The sequence below is a fragment of the Arenibacter sp. P308M17 genome (genome assembly GCF_003426735.1).
Classification (GTDB): Bacteria; Bacteroidota; Bacteroidia; order Flavobacteriales; family Flavobacteriaceae; genus Arenibacter.
Genome location: NZ_QVON01000001.1, coordinates 129,603 through 144,694 on the forward strand (window position 1 = coordinate 129,603; position 15,092 = coordinate 144,694).

Consider the following 15,092-nt stretch of genomic DNA (forward strand, 5'->3'; position numbering starts at 1 on the left):
CGATTTTGTCATGTACTTAGCAATGAAATAAAATTATATATCTGCGGGCAAGGACCGGATGATAAGTAGGCAGTAAGTGGTAAGCCCTAAGCAATTGGCAATAAGCACAATGGCAAAAATTGCCTACTGAAAACTGTTTACTGAACACTGCCCACTGCCTCGTGCCTTTACTCAAAGATAGGTCTGTTATTTAACAAATGTAAATGATAAAATATTGGAAATAATCCATAATTTTGGATTAAATCCTATATTTTGAAAGAACAAGAATATATTAAGGGCCGCGGTGCCCAAAAAAATACGAACAATAGATTTTCCGAATTTTCGAACGAATTAAGGGACGATTTCCTTGAATTCTGTCGCGTGGAAGGGGAAATATCGGATCGCAACAAGACACAATATCTTCCCATTTTCCCAAAGACCATTGTAAATAAGGTGGATAGTCCCGATGTGGGTATGGGTTATTCCATGAATCCTTATCAGGGTTGCGAGCACGGATGTATTTATTGCTATGCTAGAAATTCCCATGAATATTGGGGCTATAGTGCCGGACTCGATTTTGAACGCAAAATTTTGGTTAAAAAGGATGCCCCTGTCCTATTGGAAGCCAAATTGAAAAGTAAGAGTTGGAAGGCCGCTACCATTGTCCTATCCGGGAATACGGACTGTTACCAGCCTGCGGAACATCAATTTGGGATTACTAGGGCATGCTTGGAAGTATTTCTAAGGTATCGTCATCCTGTAGGGATAATTACCAAAAATGCACTGATAATAAGGGATCTGGATATCCTGACCCAATTGGCTCGGGAAAATTTGATAGGGGTGAATATATCCGTAACCACTTTGTGCGAAGACACCCGGCGCATCCTGGAACCTAGGACGGCCACCATTAAAAAACGATTGGAGACCATTCGGCAATTGTCCGAGAGCAATATTCCGGTAAATGCCATGTTGGCCCCTATAATACCGGGGATAAACAGTCATGAAATACTTAATTTGGCCAACGCCGTATCCCAGGCCGGAGCGCTTTCCTTTGGGTTTACCGTGGTTAGGCTTAATGGTGCCATAGGCCAAATATTTGAGGATTGGATAAGAAAGACCCTGCCCGACAGGGCCAATAAAGTATTGCAGCAGATAAAGGACTGCCATGGGGGCTCCCTAAACGACAGTCGCTTTGGGACCCGTAGCAGAGGTGAGGGCAAAATAGCCCAACAAATTAAGGATGTGGCCCATTTGGCGCGACAAAAGTATTTCAAGGACAAAGTCTTTCCAAAACTCAATACGGAGCTGTACGAAACCTATAAGGGAGGGCAGTTGAAGTTATTTTAACACCAGGTTTTAATAATCTTGGTTTAGTACATGAGAAAAATCGTCTTAATAAGGTTGCTTTAGTCCCGATAGCGGAAGGAGGAATGAGGTTAGTGCCTTTGGATATAGCATAAAGTTATATGGGGAAACAGAATCTCCCCATCCAACAAGTTGGCCACCCCTCTTTGGTAAAGAGGGGAGCTGAAAAAATGCTCCTCCCTTTTTCAAAGGGAGGTGTCCCGCCAAGGGGGGACGGAGGGATCAGGGAAAAAGTTTACAAAAAATCCCTTTCCGATAGTCCCTATCGGGAGGGGCAAGAATTGAGCAGAATTTTAGGGAATTAAATTTTGTCATGTACTATGTAATCTTGGAGGGATTATTAAAAATAAGTTTGGGAATAGGCAAATATCCCCTAAGCAGGCGATTTAAATTATATCAAAAGGTATTTGTTTTGAATATCAAGCATTCCCGTTCCATTCCTTATAGAACTGTTTTAAGTATTCCAGCATAAATTGGTGCCTTTTTTTAGCTAGTTCCTTGCCGGTTTCCGTATTCATTTTGTCTTTTAGGAGCAGTAATTTTTCATAAAAATGGTTTATGGTGGGTGCCTTTGATGCTTTGTACTCCTCCTTGGTCATTTGTAGGTTGGGGGCAATTTCCGGGTTATAAAGTTCCCTATTCCTAAACCCGCCGTAGTTGAAGGCACGTGCAATTCCAAGGGCACCAATGGCATCCAAGCGATCGGCATCCTGTACCACCTGCAGTTCTTTGGAAGTAAATAGTTTCTTTGTACCCAAACTGGATTTATAGGAGATATTTTCAATAATTTTTACCACATGTTCCACAATTTTTTTCTTTACCCCTAAGGAAGTCAAAAATTCGGATGCCATTTTAGGCCCCACGGTTTCGTCCCCATTATTAAACTTTGCATCCGCTATATCGTGCAGCAAAGCCCCAAGGCTAACGACCAGTACATCTACCTTTTCATCTTTTGCAATAAGAAGGGTATTCTTAAAGACGCGTTGTATATGGAACCAATCGTGTCCTCCTTCGGCTCCCTTCAACGTTTCTTTAACAAAAGCAATAGTTTCTTCAACGATTTGGGTATTGGTCATGCAGATTTAATTAAGGCCTTGGTAATTGTTTTTTCAATGTTTCCTATAAGTTCTTCCACCTCTCCCGTGTTTTCCCATGGCCTGTGCACTTCAAAGCTAATGTGATTACCAAGTCCGTAGGGAAATTTGCCATATTTCAGCATCTTCCAGGAATTATGGATACTAATGGGGATGATTATGGCCGAAGGGGCCTTTTTTAATAGGATCTTTAGGCCGGTAGTGTGGAATTTTTTGGGATGTCCGGTCTTACTTCTGGTGCCTTCGGGAAAAATTACCGCGGAACGATTGTGTTTTTCAATATAGCTGCCCAGTTTTGCAATTTGCGCCAGGGACTGTCTACTATCCTTTCTATTTATGAGTACAGACCCCCCATGCCTTAGGTTATAGGAAACACTCGGTATTCCTTTGCCCAATTCCATTTTACTTACAAATTTGGGATGATGTTTTCGCATATACCAAATAATAGGGGGAATATCGTGCATACTCTGATGGTTGAGCACAATAATGGCAGGCCTATCAGTTGGTATATTTTGTGGATTGTTAAAGGAATAACGTGTGCCAAGTACATGGGTGCAGCGCAACAGGCAGAGGTTCAGCAGGGCAACACTTTTTCTGTGTGCATTATAGCCGAACCAATTGAAGCAGATCCATTGAACTGGATGGAACAGCAGCAATGTGGACCCAAACAATATGAGGTAAAGGGCAGACAAGGGAAATGCCAATACTTTTTGCATACTACAAAAATAAAAAACCGCCCTTTTACAAAGCGGTTTCGGTCAAGAATATTTATGGAATATTAATGGGGAAATGCCGCATTAACAAAATTCATTGTAAGCCTCCATTAAATTCTCCGCAATCACCTCTGCAGGCCTACCTTCTATATGGTGACGCTCTATCATATGCACCAGTTCCCCGTCCTTGAACAAGGCCATGCTTGGCGAAGATGGCGGAAAAGGAACCATGGCGTTCCTAGCGGCATTAACGGCCTCGGTGTCCACCCCGGCAAAAACGGTTACCAAATGGTTTGGTTTTTTTGCATTCTGAAGACTCATTTTTGCTGCGGGTCTTGCATTGGCAGCAGCGCAACCACAAACGGAATTGACCACTACCAAAGTAGTCCCTTCTTTTTCAAGGGCACTTGCAACCGCATCGGCCGTATATAGTTCTTCAAAACCGGCAATTGCCAAATCTTGTCTCATAGGTTTTATTAATTCTGCAGGATACATACGTATATTTTTTATTTGATTAAAGATAAAGTTTTCAAAGATAACAATTTAAAATATCCCAACTATATACCTTAACTTTTCATTAGACCTTCTATTGTACCTTAAAATTATATCTTTGCCAAAATTTAAAACAAATATGATTAAATGGTTTGCCGCAATATTGGGGTATTATGTCTTTAGGTTCCCTGGGGCTATACTGGGATTTGTTATTGGTAGCTTTTTCGATAATTTGAAAAGCTCTGGGAGTGGTGGGGGACGTTCTGTTTTTAGGGATATTGCCCAGCAAAATGTATCTCCTGCCGATTTTGAGATCAATTTGCTTTCCCTATGTTCCATTGTCATTAAGGCCGATGGGTCCGTTACCCAGACCGAGATGGATTATGTAAGGCGATATTTTGTAAGTACTTATGGCAAGGACAAGGCCAATGCTATTTTCAGGACCTTTAATGAGGTTGTTAAAAAAAGGGAAGTCTCTGCCGAGCGTATATGCAACTATCTAAACCAACGTACCAGATATGAGGTAAGGCTTCAACTATTGCATTTTTTGTTCGGGATAGCCCAGGCGGATGGTACCTTGCGTCCGGCAGAAATCGATAAGATTTCAGAAATAGCAGGATATTTCAGGGTAAGCCAGATCGATTTTGAAAGTATTAAGGCCATGTTCGTCAAATCTGCCGATAATGCTTACAAAATATTGGAAATTGAAAAATCGGTGACCAATGAGGAAGTTAAAAAGGCCTATAGGACTATGGCCAAAAAGTATCATCCGGATAGGGTAAATACTGAAAACGAAGCTATTAAGAGAGGGGCCGAAGAAAAGTTTAAAGAGGTTCAAAAGGCCTATGAGATCATTCAACAGGAAAGAGGTCTTTAGGACACCAATAAATTAATCTAAATTTTATTCTGGACAATGGAAAATTTTTGGTTTTATATTCAGATGGGATTGGAACATGTTTTGGATTTGGAAGCCTATGACCATATTTTGTTCCTGGCAGCCCTGTCCGTTCCGTTTACCTTTTCGAACTGGAAAAAAATTGTGCTACTGGCTACTATTTTTACAATTGCGCATTGCGCCTCCCTGGCACTCTCGGTCTTTGGGATATTGGTCGTTGATGTTGGGTTGATCGAGTTTTTGATACCCATAACTATTTTTTTTACTGCCGTACACAACATCATCCAATCCACTAAACCTGCGGAGCATAGGAATATGGTCCTATATAGTGTAGCCACCGGATTTTTTGGCCTTGTTCATGGTTTCGGGTTTTCCAATTACTTTAAGATGTTGATGGCTGGGGAAGTTGAAAAGATATCCCCTTTATTGGGATTTGCCACAGGAATAGAATTTTCCCAAATATTGATCCTTCTAGCAGTATTGTGTCTTAATTATATGGCTAGGGCCTTATTAGCGGTAAAACAACCCTTATTTGCCCAAGTAATGTCGATTATTATTCTCTTCATTACAATACCAATGTTGATTGCAACGTTTCCCTGGTAGGGTTTGGCTACATTGTAACTTTTTAGGGGGGGATGGGTTATAGGGAGTTATATTCTTGATAAGGAAAAGTTTTTTATTCCCCATTCCCTAATATTTTCAACAAAAAGTTCACTTACCTTTGTAAAGGTGATCCAATGGGGCCTAGAACATTTTATAAGGGGAATAGGGATCCGAATTAATGGGAAAATTACGGATGAAGGAACGTAAACAGGAAAAGTACGATAAGGCATATCTACGAATGGCCAGTGAATGGGGCAAACTGTCTTTTTGCAAGCGCAAGCAGGTAGGGGCAATAATTGTAAAGGATAGGATGATTATCTCGGATGGTTACAATGGGACTCCAACAGGCTTTGAGAATATTTGTGAGGATGAAGATGGATATACCAAATGGTATGTACTTCATGCCGAAGCCAATGCCATATCCAAGGTGGCCTCCTCCACCCAATCCTGTGAGGGTGCCACCTTGTATATAACACTATCCCCTTGCAAGGAATGTAGTAAATTAATACATCAGTCTGGCATAAAACGTGTAGTATATCAGACAGCTTATAAGGATAACTCCGGCTTGCAATTTCTTGAAAAAGCTGGAGTACAGCTCGTTCACCTGCCCATTATTGTAAATGGGTAAACTGCATTTTGAATCATTATGAAGAGAAATAATTCTTATATATGGCCCACAATAATTGCCCTGGCTTTGGCCGTGGGTATATTTGTGGGCGGAAAATTGAATTTTAATGATTCTCCAGAGAGGCTGTTCACTACCAATTCAAAAAAGGACAAACTAAATAGATTAATAGATTATATAGACTACGAATATGTAGATGATATAAATACGGATAGTATTGTAGATGTTACCGTAAACAATATTTTGGAAAAATTGGACCCACATTCGGTGTATATCCCCAAACAGGAAATGGATAAGGTCTCGGAAAACATGAAGGGGGATTTTGTGGGGATAGGGGTTAGTTTTCATATGTATAAAGATACCTTATCAGTAATCAGGACCATTGAGGGGGGGCCAAGCGACCGGAAAGGACTTCAGTCCGGAGATAAAATTCTTATGGCTGACGGGGATACCCTATTTGGCCAAAATATTGGAAATGATGTTATTGTAAATAAACTAAAAGGGGAAAAAGGATCTCCGGTAAAATTACAGGTGTACAGAAAGGATGACAATAGGACCTTTAGCGTAAATATTAAACGGGATGTGGTTCCCATAAAAAGTGTTGACGCCTACTTTATGCTTACCAAGGATATGGGCTATATCAAGGTAAATCGTTTTGCCGAATCAACCTATAAGGAATTTAAGGCGGCATTAAGGAAATTGGAGGCCCAAGGGGCAAAGAAATTGACCTTGGACCTAAGGGACAACCCTGGTGGATATCTGGGGATTGCCGAACAAATGGCGGATGAATTTCTGGCAGATGGGAAATTGATTTTGTTTACCAAAAACAAAAGGGGAAAGATAGATAAGGTCTTTGCCACCAAAAAAGGGGATTTTGAGGATAAACCCGTGTATGTATTGATCAATGAGCGCTCGGCCTCGGCCAGCGAGATCATAGCAGGTTCCCTACAGGATAATGATATAGGTACCATAGTAGGACGACGGTCCTTTGGCAAGGGTTTGGTACAGCGTGAAATGGATCTGGGGGATGGTTCTGCCGTGCGTTTGACCGTATCCCGATATTACACCCCTACGGGACGTTCCATTCAGAAATCCTACGATAAGGGGAACAAGGACTATTATCAGAAATTTACCGATCGTTATCATAACGGGGAACTAATTTCCGTTGACAGTATTAAAGTGGCCGATTCACTAAAGTTTAAAACCCCCAATGGCAAAGTGGTCTATGGGGGAGGGGGTATTATCCCGGATGTTTTTGTTCCCATTGGCTCCAATGAATCGGAATATTTGGAGAGCATGGAAAGTATGGGCTTTTTGTCCTATTTCGTGTTTGAGCATTTGGATGGCAACAGGGCCCAATATAAAGGCTATACCAAGGAAGAATTTATCAATACCTTTAGGGTGGATGATATTCTTTTCGAGGCATTTATAGATTATTGTCTGGCGAATACCATTAAACTGGACTTCTATGCTTTCGAGGAAAGGATAAAACTATATATTAAGGCAACCTTGGCAGAACAGTTGTTCGATCCCAATGTCTATGCCAAAATAAAAAGTGGGGGGGACGATATGTTAAAGAAAGTGCTGGAACTGGATACACCTACCATCAAACAACAGGCGGCAGATAAAATCGAAGCTACTAACTAGTAGAATGGACAGGAAACTGGGCCCCGATCAATCCTGTTCAATTTTTTTCTGGATTTTTTTGGAAGTACTGTAAATCAGTAAAAGGGCTATGGCACAAAGGGCGGCCATTATTCCTATCAACGCAATTATACTGTTTCCCTGAAAAGGGGCCTTAAAATCCACCAGGGTTACATTATAGGCTATTAAACCCAACCCAAGTACTATGAGTATTACGATTACAATTTTGTTCATTGTTCGGCTAGTTTAAAATAACTGGTTGATATTCGAGGTAAAAAGCTTTACGGCGATGGCCAAAAGAATAACACCAAATATTTTTCGGATTACATTGAGTCCGTTTTTACCCAAAATACGCTCTATACGTCTGGAGGACTTTAGGACCAAGTATACAAAAATAACATTTATTATAATGGCAACTATAATATTCTCTACGTGGTATTCGGCCCTTAATGAAAGTAAGGTGGTTACCGTACCCGCCCCGGCAATTAAGGGGAAGGCAATGGGTACTATGGAGGCGCTTTCGGGCTGATCATCCCTATATAGGGTGATTCCCAAAATCATTTCTATGGCCAAAAAGAAGATTATAAAAGACCCGGCAACGGCAAAAGAGTTGACATCAATGCCTATTAAGTTTAGGATCTCCTCCCCAACAAACAAAAAGGCCACCATGATACAAGCGGAAACAATGGACGCTTTACCGGATTGGATATGCCCTACCTTGTTCCTTAAGGATATGATGATCGGAATACTCCCTATGATATCTATTACTGCAAAAAGTACCATACTGGCAGTAACTATTTCCCGAAAATTAAAATGGAATTCCATAATTAAAAAATATACCCCTGGTTTCTAACTGAATGGTTTCACATTTCTGTACCAAGATGCGGCAAATTTACGTTTAATTAGGGGCATTTGGATTTATTTAAAAGAAAATATATCCCTTAAAGAATTATATTTGTTGCCTAATAGAGCGGTATGTTCCAACTTGGAAAAACAATAGTATCGGAGGAAATTATAGAGAACGATTTCGTCTGTAATTTAAATGCCTGTAAAGGCGCGTGTTGTGTAGATGGGGAAGCCGGAGCGCCCTTGGAGGATAGGGAAACGGAGATTTTGGTAGATATCTATAGTAGGGTAAAACCCTTTTTAAGGCCTGAAGGCATTGCTGAAATAGAAAAACAAGGGGCCTTTATTCGCGGGGAGGATGGTGAGTGGGAAACACCCCTGGTAAATGGAAGTGAATGTGCCTATGTAATTTTTGATGACAAAGGTATTACAAAATGCGGGCTGGAGGAGGCTTATAATCAAGGCGCCACTAAATGGAAAAAGCCAGTTTCCTGTCATTTATACCCCATTCGTGTACGTGAGTATTCGGAACTTACCGCAGTGAACTATCATAAATGGGAAATTTGCGACCCCGCATGTTCTTTGGGCCAGGAACTTAAGGTGCCAATTTATAAATTTGTAAAGGAAGCCTTGATTCGCAAGTTTGGAAAGAAATGGTATTCCGAATTGGAACAGATTGCCTTGGAGCATACTAGTAGGTAGGTAGGTGCAGGACCACTTTGGTACCCAAAGCCACATTATTGGAATCATACAAATCTATTATTTCCACCTGAAAGGAATTTTCGTAGTCTTTGGAGAAATTGGCCAGCCTTTCCTTGGTAATATCGATGCCAATGGACTTTCGCTTCAAAATTTTACTTTCCTTTATTCTTTCCGAGGCTTCCCGCCCTACCCCGTTATCGGTGATGCTTATTAGAATAAATTTTTCATTTTCCCTGCTTACGTGCAATTGGATTTTCTTTTCCCCCTCTTTTGAGGATAGTCCGTGCCAGAGCGCATTTTCCAGAAAAGGTTGTAGGATCAACGATGGGATCTTAACGGTATGCTCATCAATGGATTCGTCTACCCGTATTGAAAAATTTATCTCGTGTGAAAACCTAATATTTTCAATATTCATGTAAAGTTCAATGGTCTCCAATTCATCGGCCAAGGAAATTTCCTTTAAAGAGGAGGCTTCTAGAATTTTGCGGACCAATTTGGAAAATTTATTAAGGTAGTGTACCGCATTCTTCTTTTCATTATTAATAATATATAGTTTGATCGAATTTAGGGAATTGAACAAAAAATGGGGGTTCATCTGGCTGCGCAACATACTTTGCTCCAACGTTAGGATCTGTTTTTCATTTTTTAGTTCTTTTTGCCTATATAGTATGTATAGGATAAAAGTTAAAAGGGCCATCCCCAATGCGCCAATGATCAGAGTATTCGTTTTCTTGCGAAGCCGCAGGTTCATGAATTCGTTTTCCCTGGCCAGGGCGTCTATCTGACTGGTTTTTTTTTCGGTTTCGTATTTGATGATCAAATCGTTGATATAACGGCGGTTGACCTCACTATTGATTTCTTCGTTAAATTTCTCTGCCATTTGGTAGTATTCCAAGGCATTTTTGTATTCCCCCTTATAGGTATGTAATTTTGATAAGTAATTATAGGCATTGGCAATATAACTTGGTAAATGGTGTTTTTTGGACATTTCCAGTCCGGTCACCAGGTATTTTTCGGATTCCGTATATTGTTTCAACTCCATTAATGCCCATCCAAGGTTAATGTTTATGGCAGCTATGATGGTCATATCGCCCATGGTCTCAGCAGCCATCAGGTTGGGCTCAAGGATATCCAATGCCTGTTTTAATTTGTTTTGCTTAATATAGATCTGGGCAATACTATTTTTACATATAACCCTGCCCTTATCGCTATCAATTTCGTTATTGTAGTCCAAGGAGGTTTTGTAGTAGTGTAGTGCCTCTTCCAATTCGCCCTTATATTCCAGACATTCCCCAATATTTTGATAGTTTATGGCCAGGCCCAACTTATTGCCCAGCTCTTTTTCCAATGCCATCGATTTTTTAAATTGGGCAATGGCAATATCGTATTGTTTCAGGATGGAATACAGGTTCCCTATGCTGTTCAGGGAAACATTTATACTTCGTTTTAGTCCGTCCGAAGGATTCTCTTCGGACTCCGCCAATTCCAAGGCCTCCTGGTTGTAATCCAAGGCTATTTTAATGGCATCGCTTCTTCTATAGACCACGCCCAACATATTTAAACTGTATACCCGGAATTCCAGGTTGTTGGCGTCCACGGCGGCTTGCAATGCCTTTTTATGGAGTACAATGGCCTTGGAATAATTGGAAATATCCCTGTATTTTCTTCCAAGCTGGTTTAAGGCGTAGGATTCCCCCACGAAATATTTTTTCCTGGCAGATTCAATGTCAAAAAAGCGCATGTAAGTAGTGTCACTTCTTTTTGGCTTCAATACGGAATCCAATTCTTGATAGGTTATCGGGGTGGCCTTTATAAGGCTATCCGCTATCCTTTTAAATTCTTCGGAAACTTCCTGGGCATTGGTCCTGGAAATTGAAAGGGTGGTAAAAACTAAAAAAAAAAAGAAGCTGCCTATTTTAAAGAATGGAAGTCGAGCAAAGATAGAAAGAATGAAGGAGGGAAAATGCATAGGGTTAGATTATATTAAATCTAGAAAGTCCGACTTTTTCTGTCTTGAAACAGGTATTTTATGGTTGGATTGTAAAATGACATACCCATCTGTTTTAAGGAATTCCTTTATTTTATTTAGGTTGATGATAAAGGAATTGTGAATTCTAAAAAAGGTATCCTTGGGCAGTATCTGGTTTACTTCCTTTAATTTTTTGGTAAGTAAAATTTTTTGTCCGTCACTTAAAAATAAGGTACTGTAATTGCCGTCGGATTCTGCAAAAAGAATTTCATCGCTTTGTAGGAACAACAATTTTCCGTCCGTATTTATGGTAATCTTTTTTTGAAGGGAATCGGAATTGAACTTCAACAAAATTTTCTCTAGTTTTTCGGCGGTATAATTTTTGCTGTTGAACTTCTTTATTTTGGCAATAGTAGCATTTAAATCGTCCGTATCTATTGGCTTTAGAAGATAATCTATGGCCTCGTTCTTTAGGGCTTTTATGGCGTATTGGTTATAGGCAGTGGTAATGACGACCGGAAATTCCTTGTTCTGTAATTTCTGAATAAATTGAAATCCGTCCATAGTGGGCATTTCTATGTCCAGGAACAAACAATCCGGAGGGTATTGTTCCAAATATTTTAAAGCCTCAAAAGGATCTGTGAAGGAGGCGACCACTTTAATTTCATCGCTAAAGTTGGTCAGCTCCCAGGAAAGGCTCTGCAGGGCTTTAATTTCGTCGTCTACTAAAACTGCTTCTAACATAGTTCAGGAAAGATAGTCAAAATTAGAAATATTGTTCGTTATGGGTTTCATATTTTGTGTCAATGGAATTGAATTGAGTATAGTTGGCGGATATTGGATTAAGATTGACCTCCCCCCAGCCCCCTCCCAAGGAGGGGGAGCTAGATGGGCCCCAAAATTCAATAAGCAAGTTCATATTGACGTGACTAAAGCTCCTTCCCTTGGCAAGGGAAGGTGGCTTCTCCGACCCAAGGAGGAGAAGACGGAAGGGATTGAAACCAATGGCAAGCTAGTGCCTACCTAAGGTTCTTTGAGAGGTTTAGGGGTGAGATTCCCCTTTGCCTACTCGACTTGCTGCTTTTCAATTGTCAAAGTTCAAATTTCACTGTCAAGGGTTTGTGGTCGCTATGCTTTATCCAACTTTCATAATTACCAATTTCCACATATTCCATTTTGTCAATTAGGTCATTTGAAGCAAAGCAAAAATCAATATGATATGGTCTTTCTAATTTTTTATGCATAAATAAAGTCGGTGCAGTTTCTTCTCCTTGTTCTTCATTATTAAAAGTATGGTAAGTGCTCCTAATATTTTTGTTTTTCAAAAAGTCAACAAGGTTTGAATGATTATAAACCCTATTCGGTTTGTCCCAAATTGAACTGCTGTTAAAATCTCCGATAAGAATAATATTATCGTTGTCCAATAGTTCGTTGTAAAAATGTACAGCATTCCAAACTTGCTCTGTATAACAGTCGTGTTTTTCAGGCTTCTGTGCCCAAATTGCAAAGATTGTAAAGTTGATTTTGTGGTTGCTCACTGACAGTGGTAATACATATCTAAAATCAGGATTATGAATACTCAAAAGTTCAATTTTAAAATCTGAATATGAAAAAACGCCAATTCCCTTGTTTAGGTTCTTCCCATACCAAAATAAGTCAGAGGGTTTGGTGACTTCATTTTTGAAAATCAATTTATCGGGGCTTTCACATTCAGGAACAATTAGAATATCAAGCTGTTCCGTCAGAATAAATTCCGCTTTTTTACGGAAAGCCATATTGCAATTCCAAGTGATTATTTTCATTCAGTCTTTGTTGTTGTGTCGTCCACAGTTATAGCCAACACACGAATACAATAACTCGTACCCAATATACCTGTTTTATGTATGGTTCATCAGCACCTTGTAGCGTACTTTACATTCTGTTGATCATTAAAAATTTTCGCGGGTGTGCAACGGGGGAGTACTACAACCAAAAGTTGGTCATTGACCTTCTAAGTTAGGAAATATTGGCTTTCGGGATCGGGGATTCGTTAAAATCCCAAAATCATCGGTGAAAGACGCGATATACAAGGTTCAAGGCATCAGGTTCAAGGTTCAAAGTCTGTTGTGATAGGGATAAGAAGTATAATGATTTACGGAATCGGATCCCCCCAGAATTTGACATATGTCATTTATACAGGAATTTTTACCATTTACACATTTGGGGGGCATGGGCGCTTGCATTTCATATACATTTGATTCAACGGTTACCTAATGATATAGGGGGATGATGTTTAACCTAATAGCGTGTAGTGCCAAAACCCAAGGTGATGAATAAATGTATAGCTTTTTTTATTGTTTTAGTTGTAGTCCTTACCATAGCTGTTGTTACGGACAATAAGGCAGTAACTTCCCAAGAAAACAATTTGGTGGAACACCAGGGGGATGCCAATAGGTCCTTAGTGGATAATAAGACCGTGACAGGCAGGAGGTATTGAGGGGGTAGTATTGTTCCTCTGTCAGGAATCTATACGTAGTATTTAATAATCAAGTGTATTCAATGACCATAACTATAAATAAGTAAAAATAACTACCAAAAAAAGTGCGGTCCTTTAGGATTTTTTATGCCAGCATGTTATTGTTGCAAAATTTTCCGAAGGATGTTGATGTAAATTTGAAAAACGCAATCAACTTGTAGGTTTTGGAATTCAGACAATCTTTAGGTTTCGGGGGAACTACCTAAAGTCATGGTTCCGATTCCAGTAATTCACAAACTCATTGCATCTGTAGGATCGCACCCTTTGGTAGTTGTTTTTTATCTTGATAGGGCTTTTGTAGTAAAGAAATTTCATAAACCAAAGAGTATGTTTTTTATATACTTTTTGGTTTATTTTTTTGGGATAAAATTTCCAGGGAAGCCGTTCGTATTTTTTTCCTTTTGCTTTGTTCCATAAAGGTAATGAACATCACTTGCGAAGCAACATTTCAACATTTTGTGTTAAAAACTTTGTGGTTAATAATGCGTATTGGGCTTTAGTTATTGGGGGTATTTTGCAATCTTTGTTATCTCCTATCGAGGGCAAATTTTCGCCTAAGTTTAAGAAACCCTATAAATCTAAAAAAGATATGTCAGCAGCTATAGAGCCGATTCTGAAAGAAAACCTTAACCGATTTGTTATTTTTCCTATTAAGCACCATGATTTGTGGGATTGGTACAAAAAATGTGAGGCCAGTTTTTGGACTGCTGAGGAGATAGACCTGCATACCGATCTCAATGACTGGAACAACAAGTTGAACAGTGATGAACGTTATTTCATAAAGCATATCCTGGCATTTTTTGCTGCTTCGGATGGTATTGTAAATGAGAATTTAGCGGAAAATTTCGTAAGTGAGGTTCAATATGCCGAGGCAAAGTTCTTCTACGGTTTTCAAATTATGATGGAAAATATCCATTCCGAAACCTATTCCCTTTTAATAGATACCTACGTAAAGGATGAAAAGGAAAAGGATCTGCTTTTTAATGCCATAGAGAATTTTCCGGCAATAAAGAAAAAGGCGGATTGGGCTTTAAAGTGGATAGAGTCCCCAAGTTTTGCAGAGCGTCTTATCGCCTTTGCCGCAGTTGAGGGTATTTTCTTTTCCGGGGCATTTTGCTCCATATTTTGGCTTAAGAAAAGAGGGCTGATGCCGGGGCTTACCTTTTCCAATGAGCTGATATCCAGGGATGAGGGGATGCACTGTGATTATGCGGTACACCTTCACAACAACCATCTTATAAACAAGGTTCCCAAAGCCCGGATTACCGAAATTTTGGTTGATGCCTTGAATATTGAAAGGGAATTCATCACGGAATCCCTACCCGCTAGTTTAATAGGAATGAACTCCAAGTTGATGACACAGTACCTAGAGTTTGTAACGGACCGTTTGTTGGTGGAGTTGGAATGCGATAAAGTATATAACTCTACCAACCCTTTCGATTTTATGGACATGATTTCCTTACAGGGCAAAACCAATTTCTTTGAAAAAAGAGTGGCCGAATATCAGAAGGCCGGGGTTTCCAACAATAAGGATAAGGACGGTGATTCCCAAAAAATCAGCTTCGACGCCGATTTTTAGAATATAATAGTGTTTTAAAAAATCCCCTTTGGGTTATAAGGGGATTTTTATGCGACGAATACGATATGTTA

At 39.7% G+C, this 15,092-nt stretch carries 17 protein-coding genes; 9 read left to right on the plus strand and 8 right to left on the minus strand.

The features are described 5' to 3' along the window. Positions 1 to 252 precede the first annotated feature (252 nt). Both D0S24_RS00585 and D0S24_RS00590 read left to right on the plus strand, forming a co-directional pair. Positions 253 to 1,326 (plus strand): PA0069 family radical SAM protein, encoded by a 1,074-nt coding sequence (locus D0S24_RS00585; protein WP_117017928.1) that lies wholly within the window; start codon positions 253 to 255, stop codon positions 1,324 to 1,326. A gap of 119 nt (positions 1,327 to 1,445) precedes the next feature. Then, complete coding sequence (locus D0S24_RS00590) at positions 1,446 to 1,649, plus strand: hypothetical protein (protein WP_117017929.1); 204 nt, start codon at positions 1,446 to 1,448, stop codon at positions 1,647 to 1,649. A gap of 114 nt (positions 1,650 to 1,763) precedes the next feature. Here the strand turns inward: D0S24_RS00590 and D0S24_RS00595 are convergent, their stop codons facing one another. The 3 genes from D0S24_RS00595 to D0S24_RS00605 form a co-directional block, all read right to left on the minus strand. Next, on the minus strand, positions 1,764 to 2,420 hold the full coding sequence (locus D0S24_RS00595; protein ID WP_117017930.1) for an HD domain-containing protein: 657 nt from the start codon (positions 2,418 to 2,420) through the stop codon (positions 1,764 to 1,766). Continuing rightward, positions 2,417 to 3,154, minus strand: a complete 738-nt coding sequence (locus D0S24_RS00600) for a 1-acyl-sn-glycerol-3-phosphate acyltransferase (protein ID WP_117017931.1) — start codon at positions 3,152 to 3,154, stop codon at positions 2,417 to 2,419. The genes D0S24_RS00595 and D0S24_RS00600 overlap by 4 nt, the downstream gene beginning before the upstream one ends. An 81-nt stretch (positions 3,155 to 3,235) precedes the next feature. Beyond that, a complete protein-coding gene (locus D0S24_RS00605) occupies positions 3,236 to 3,646 on the minus strand; it encodes a BrxA/BrxB family bacilliredoxin (protein ID WP_117017932.1) in 411 nt (136 codons plus the stop codon). Between the two features lie 136 nt (positions 3,647 to 3,782). On the opposite strand from D0S24_RS00605, the gene D0S24_RS00610 reads away from it, so the two are divergent. The 4 genes from D0S24_RS00610 (at position 3,783) to D0S24_RS00625 (ending at position 7,413) form a co-directional block, all read left to right on the plus strand. Beyond that, positions 3,783 to 4,520, plus strand: a complete 738-nt coding sequence (locus D0S24_RS00610) for a TerB family tellurite resistance protein (RefSeq protein WP_117017933.1) — start codon at positions 3,783 to 3,785, stop codon at positions 4,518 to 4,520. 36 nt (positions 4,521 to 4,556) lie between these two features. Next, positions 4,557 to 5,141 carry a HupE/UreJ family protein gene (locus tag D0S24_RS00615; protein WP_117017934.1) on the plus strand — a complete coding sequence of 195 codons (585 nt, stop codon included), beginning with the start codon at positions 4,557 to 4,559 and terminating at the stop codon, positions 5,139 to 5,141. Between the two features lie 193 nt (positions 5,142 to 5,334). Continuing rightward, entirely contained in the window at positions 5,335 to 5,769 is a 435-nt protein-coding gene (locus D0S24_RS00620; RefSeq protein ID WP_117018543.1) for a dCMP deaminase family protein, read from the plus strand. An 18-nt stretch (positions 5,770 to 5,787) separates the two neighbouring features. Beyond that, entirely contained in the window at positions 5,788 to 7,413 is a 1,626-nt protein-coding gene (locus D0S24_RS00625; protein WP_117017935.1) for a S41 family peptidase, read from the plus strand. A gap of 27 nt (positions 7,414 to 7,440) precedes the next feature. Here D0S24_RS00625 and D0S24_RS00630 read toward each other — a convergent pair whose 3' ends face one another. Then, on the minus strand, positions 7,441 to 7,644 hold the full coding sequence (locus D0S24_RS00630) for a hypothetical protein (RefSeq protein WP_117017936.1): 204 nt from the start codon (positions 7,642 to 7,644) through the stop codon (positions 7,441 to 7,443). A gap of 12 nt (positions 7,645 to 7,656) precedes the next feature. After that, complete coding sequence (locus tag D0S24_RS00635; RefSeq protein ID WP_117017937.1) at positions 7,657 to 8,235, minus strand: MarC family protein; 579 nt, start codon at positions 8,233 to 8,235, stop codon at positions 7,657 to 7,659. A gap of 150 nt (positions 8,236 to 8,385) precedes the next feature. Here D0S24_RS00635 and D0S24_RS00640 point away from each other — a divergent pair, with 150 nt between their 5' ends. After that, positions 8,386 to 8,958 carry a DUF3109 family protein gene (locus tag D0S24_RS00640; protein WP_117017938.1) on the plus strand — a complete coding sequence of 191 codons (573 nt, stop codon included), beginning with the start codon at positions 8,386 to 8,388 and terminating at the stop codon, positions 8,956 to 8,958. Here D0S24_RS00640 and D0S24_RS00645 read toward each other — a convergent pair. From D0S24_RS00645 to D0S24_RS00660, 3 genes are all read right to left on the minus strand, one after another. Next, the gene (locus tag D0S24_RS00645; protein ID WP_117017939.1) at positions 8,948 to 10,927 is read right to left on the minus strand and encodes a tetratricopeptide repeat protein; all 1,980 of its coding nucleotides are present in this window, start codon (positions 10,925 to 10,927) and stop codon (positions 8,948 to 8,950) included. The two genes, D0S24_RS00640 and D0S24_RS00645, sit on opposite strands and share 11 nt — an antisense overlap. 9 nt (positions 10,928 to 10,936) lie before the next feature. After that, positions 10,937 to 11,671, minus strand: a complete 735-nt coding sequence (locus tag D0S24_RS00650; RefSeq protein WP_072859978.1) for a LytTR family DNA-binding domain-containing protein — start codon at positions 11,669 to 11,671, stop codon at positions 10,937 to 10,939. 347 nt (positions 11,672 to 12,018) lie between these two features. Continuing rightward, a complete protein-coding gene (locus D0S24_RS00660) occupies positions 12,019 to 12,729 on the minus strand; it encodes an endonuclease/exonuclease/phosphatase family protein (RefSeq protein ID WP_117017941.1) in 711 nt (236 codons plus the stop codon). Between the two features lie 506 nt (positions 12,730 to 13,235). Between D0S24_RS00660 and D0S24_RS20970 the strand changes: the two genes are divergently transcribed. Together D0S24_RS20970 and D0S24_RS00665 are read left to right on the plus strand one after the other, a co-directional pair. Continuing rightward, complete coding sequence (locus tag D0S24_RS20970; RefSeq protein ID WP_181937997.1) at positions 13,236 to 13,403, plus strand: hypothetical protein; 168 nt, start codon at positions 13,236 to 13,238, stop codon at positions 13,401 to 13,403. Between the two features lie 628 nt (positions 13,404 to 14,031). Then, a complete protein-coding gene (locus tag D0S24_RS00665; RefSeq protein ID WP_117018544.1) occupies positions 14,032 to 15,021 on the plus strand; it encodes a ribonucleotide-diphosphate reductase subunit beta in 990 nt (329 codons plus the stop codon). Positions 15,022 to 15,092 lie beyond the last annotated feature (71 nt).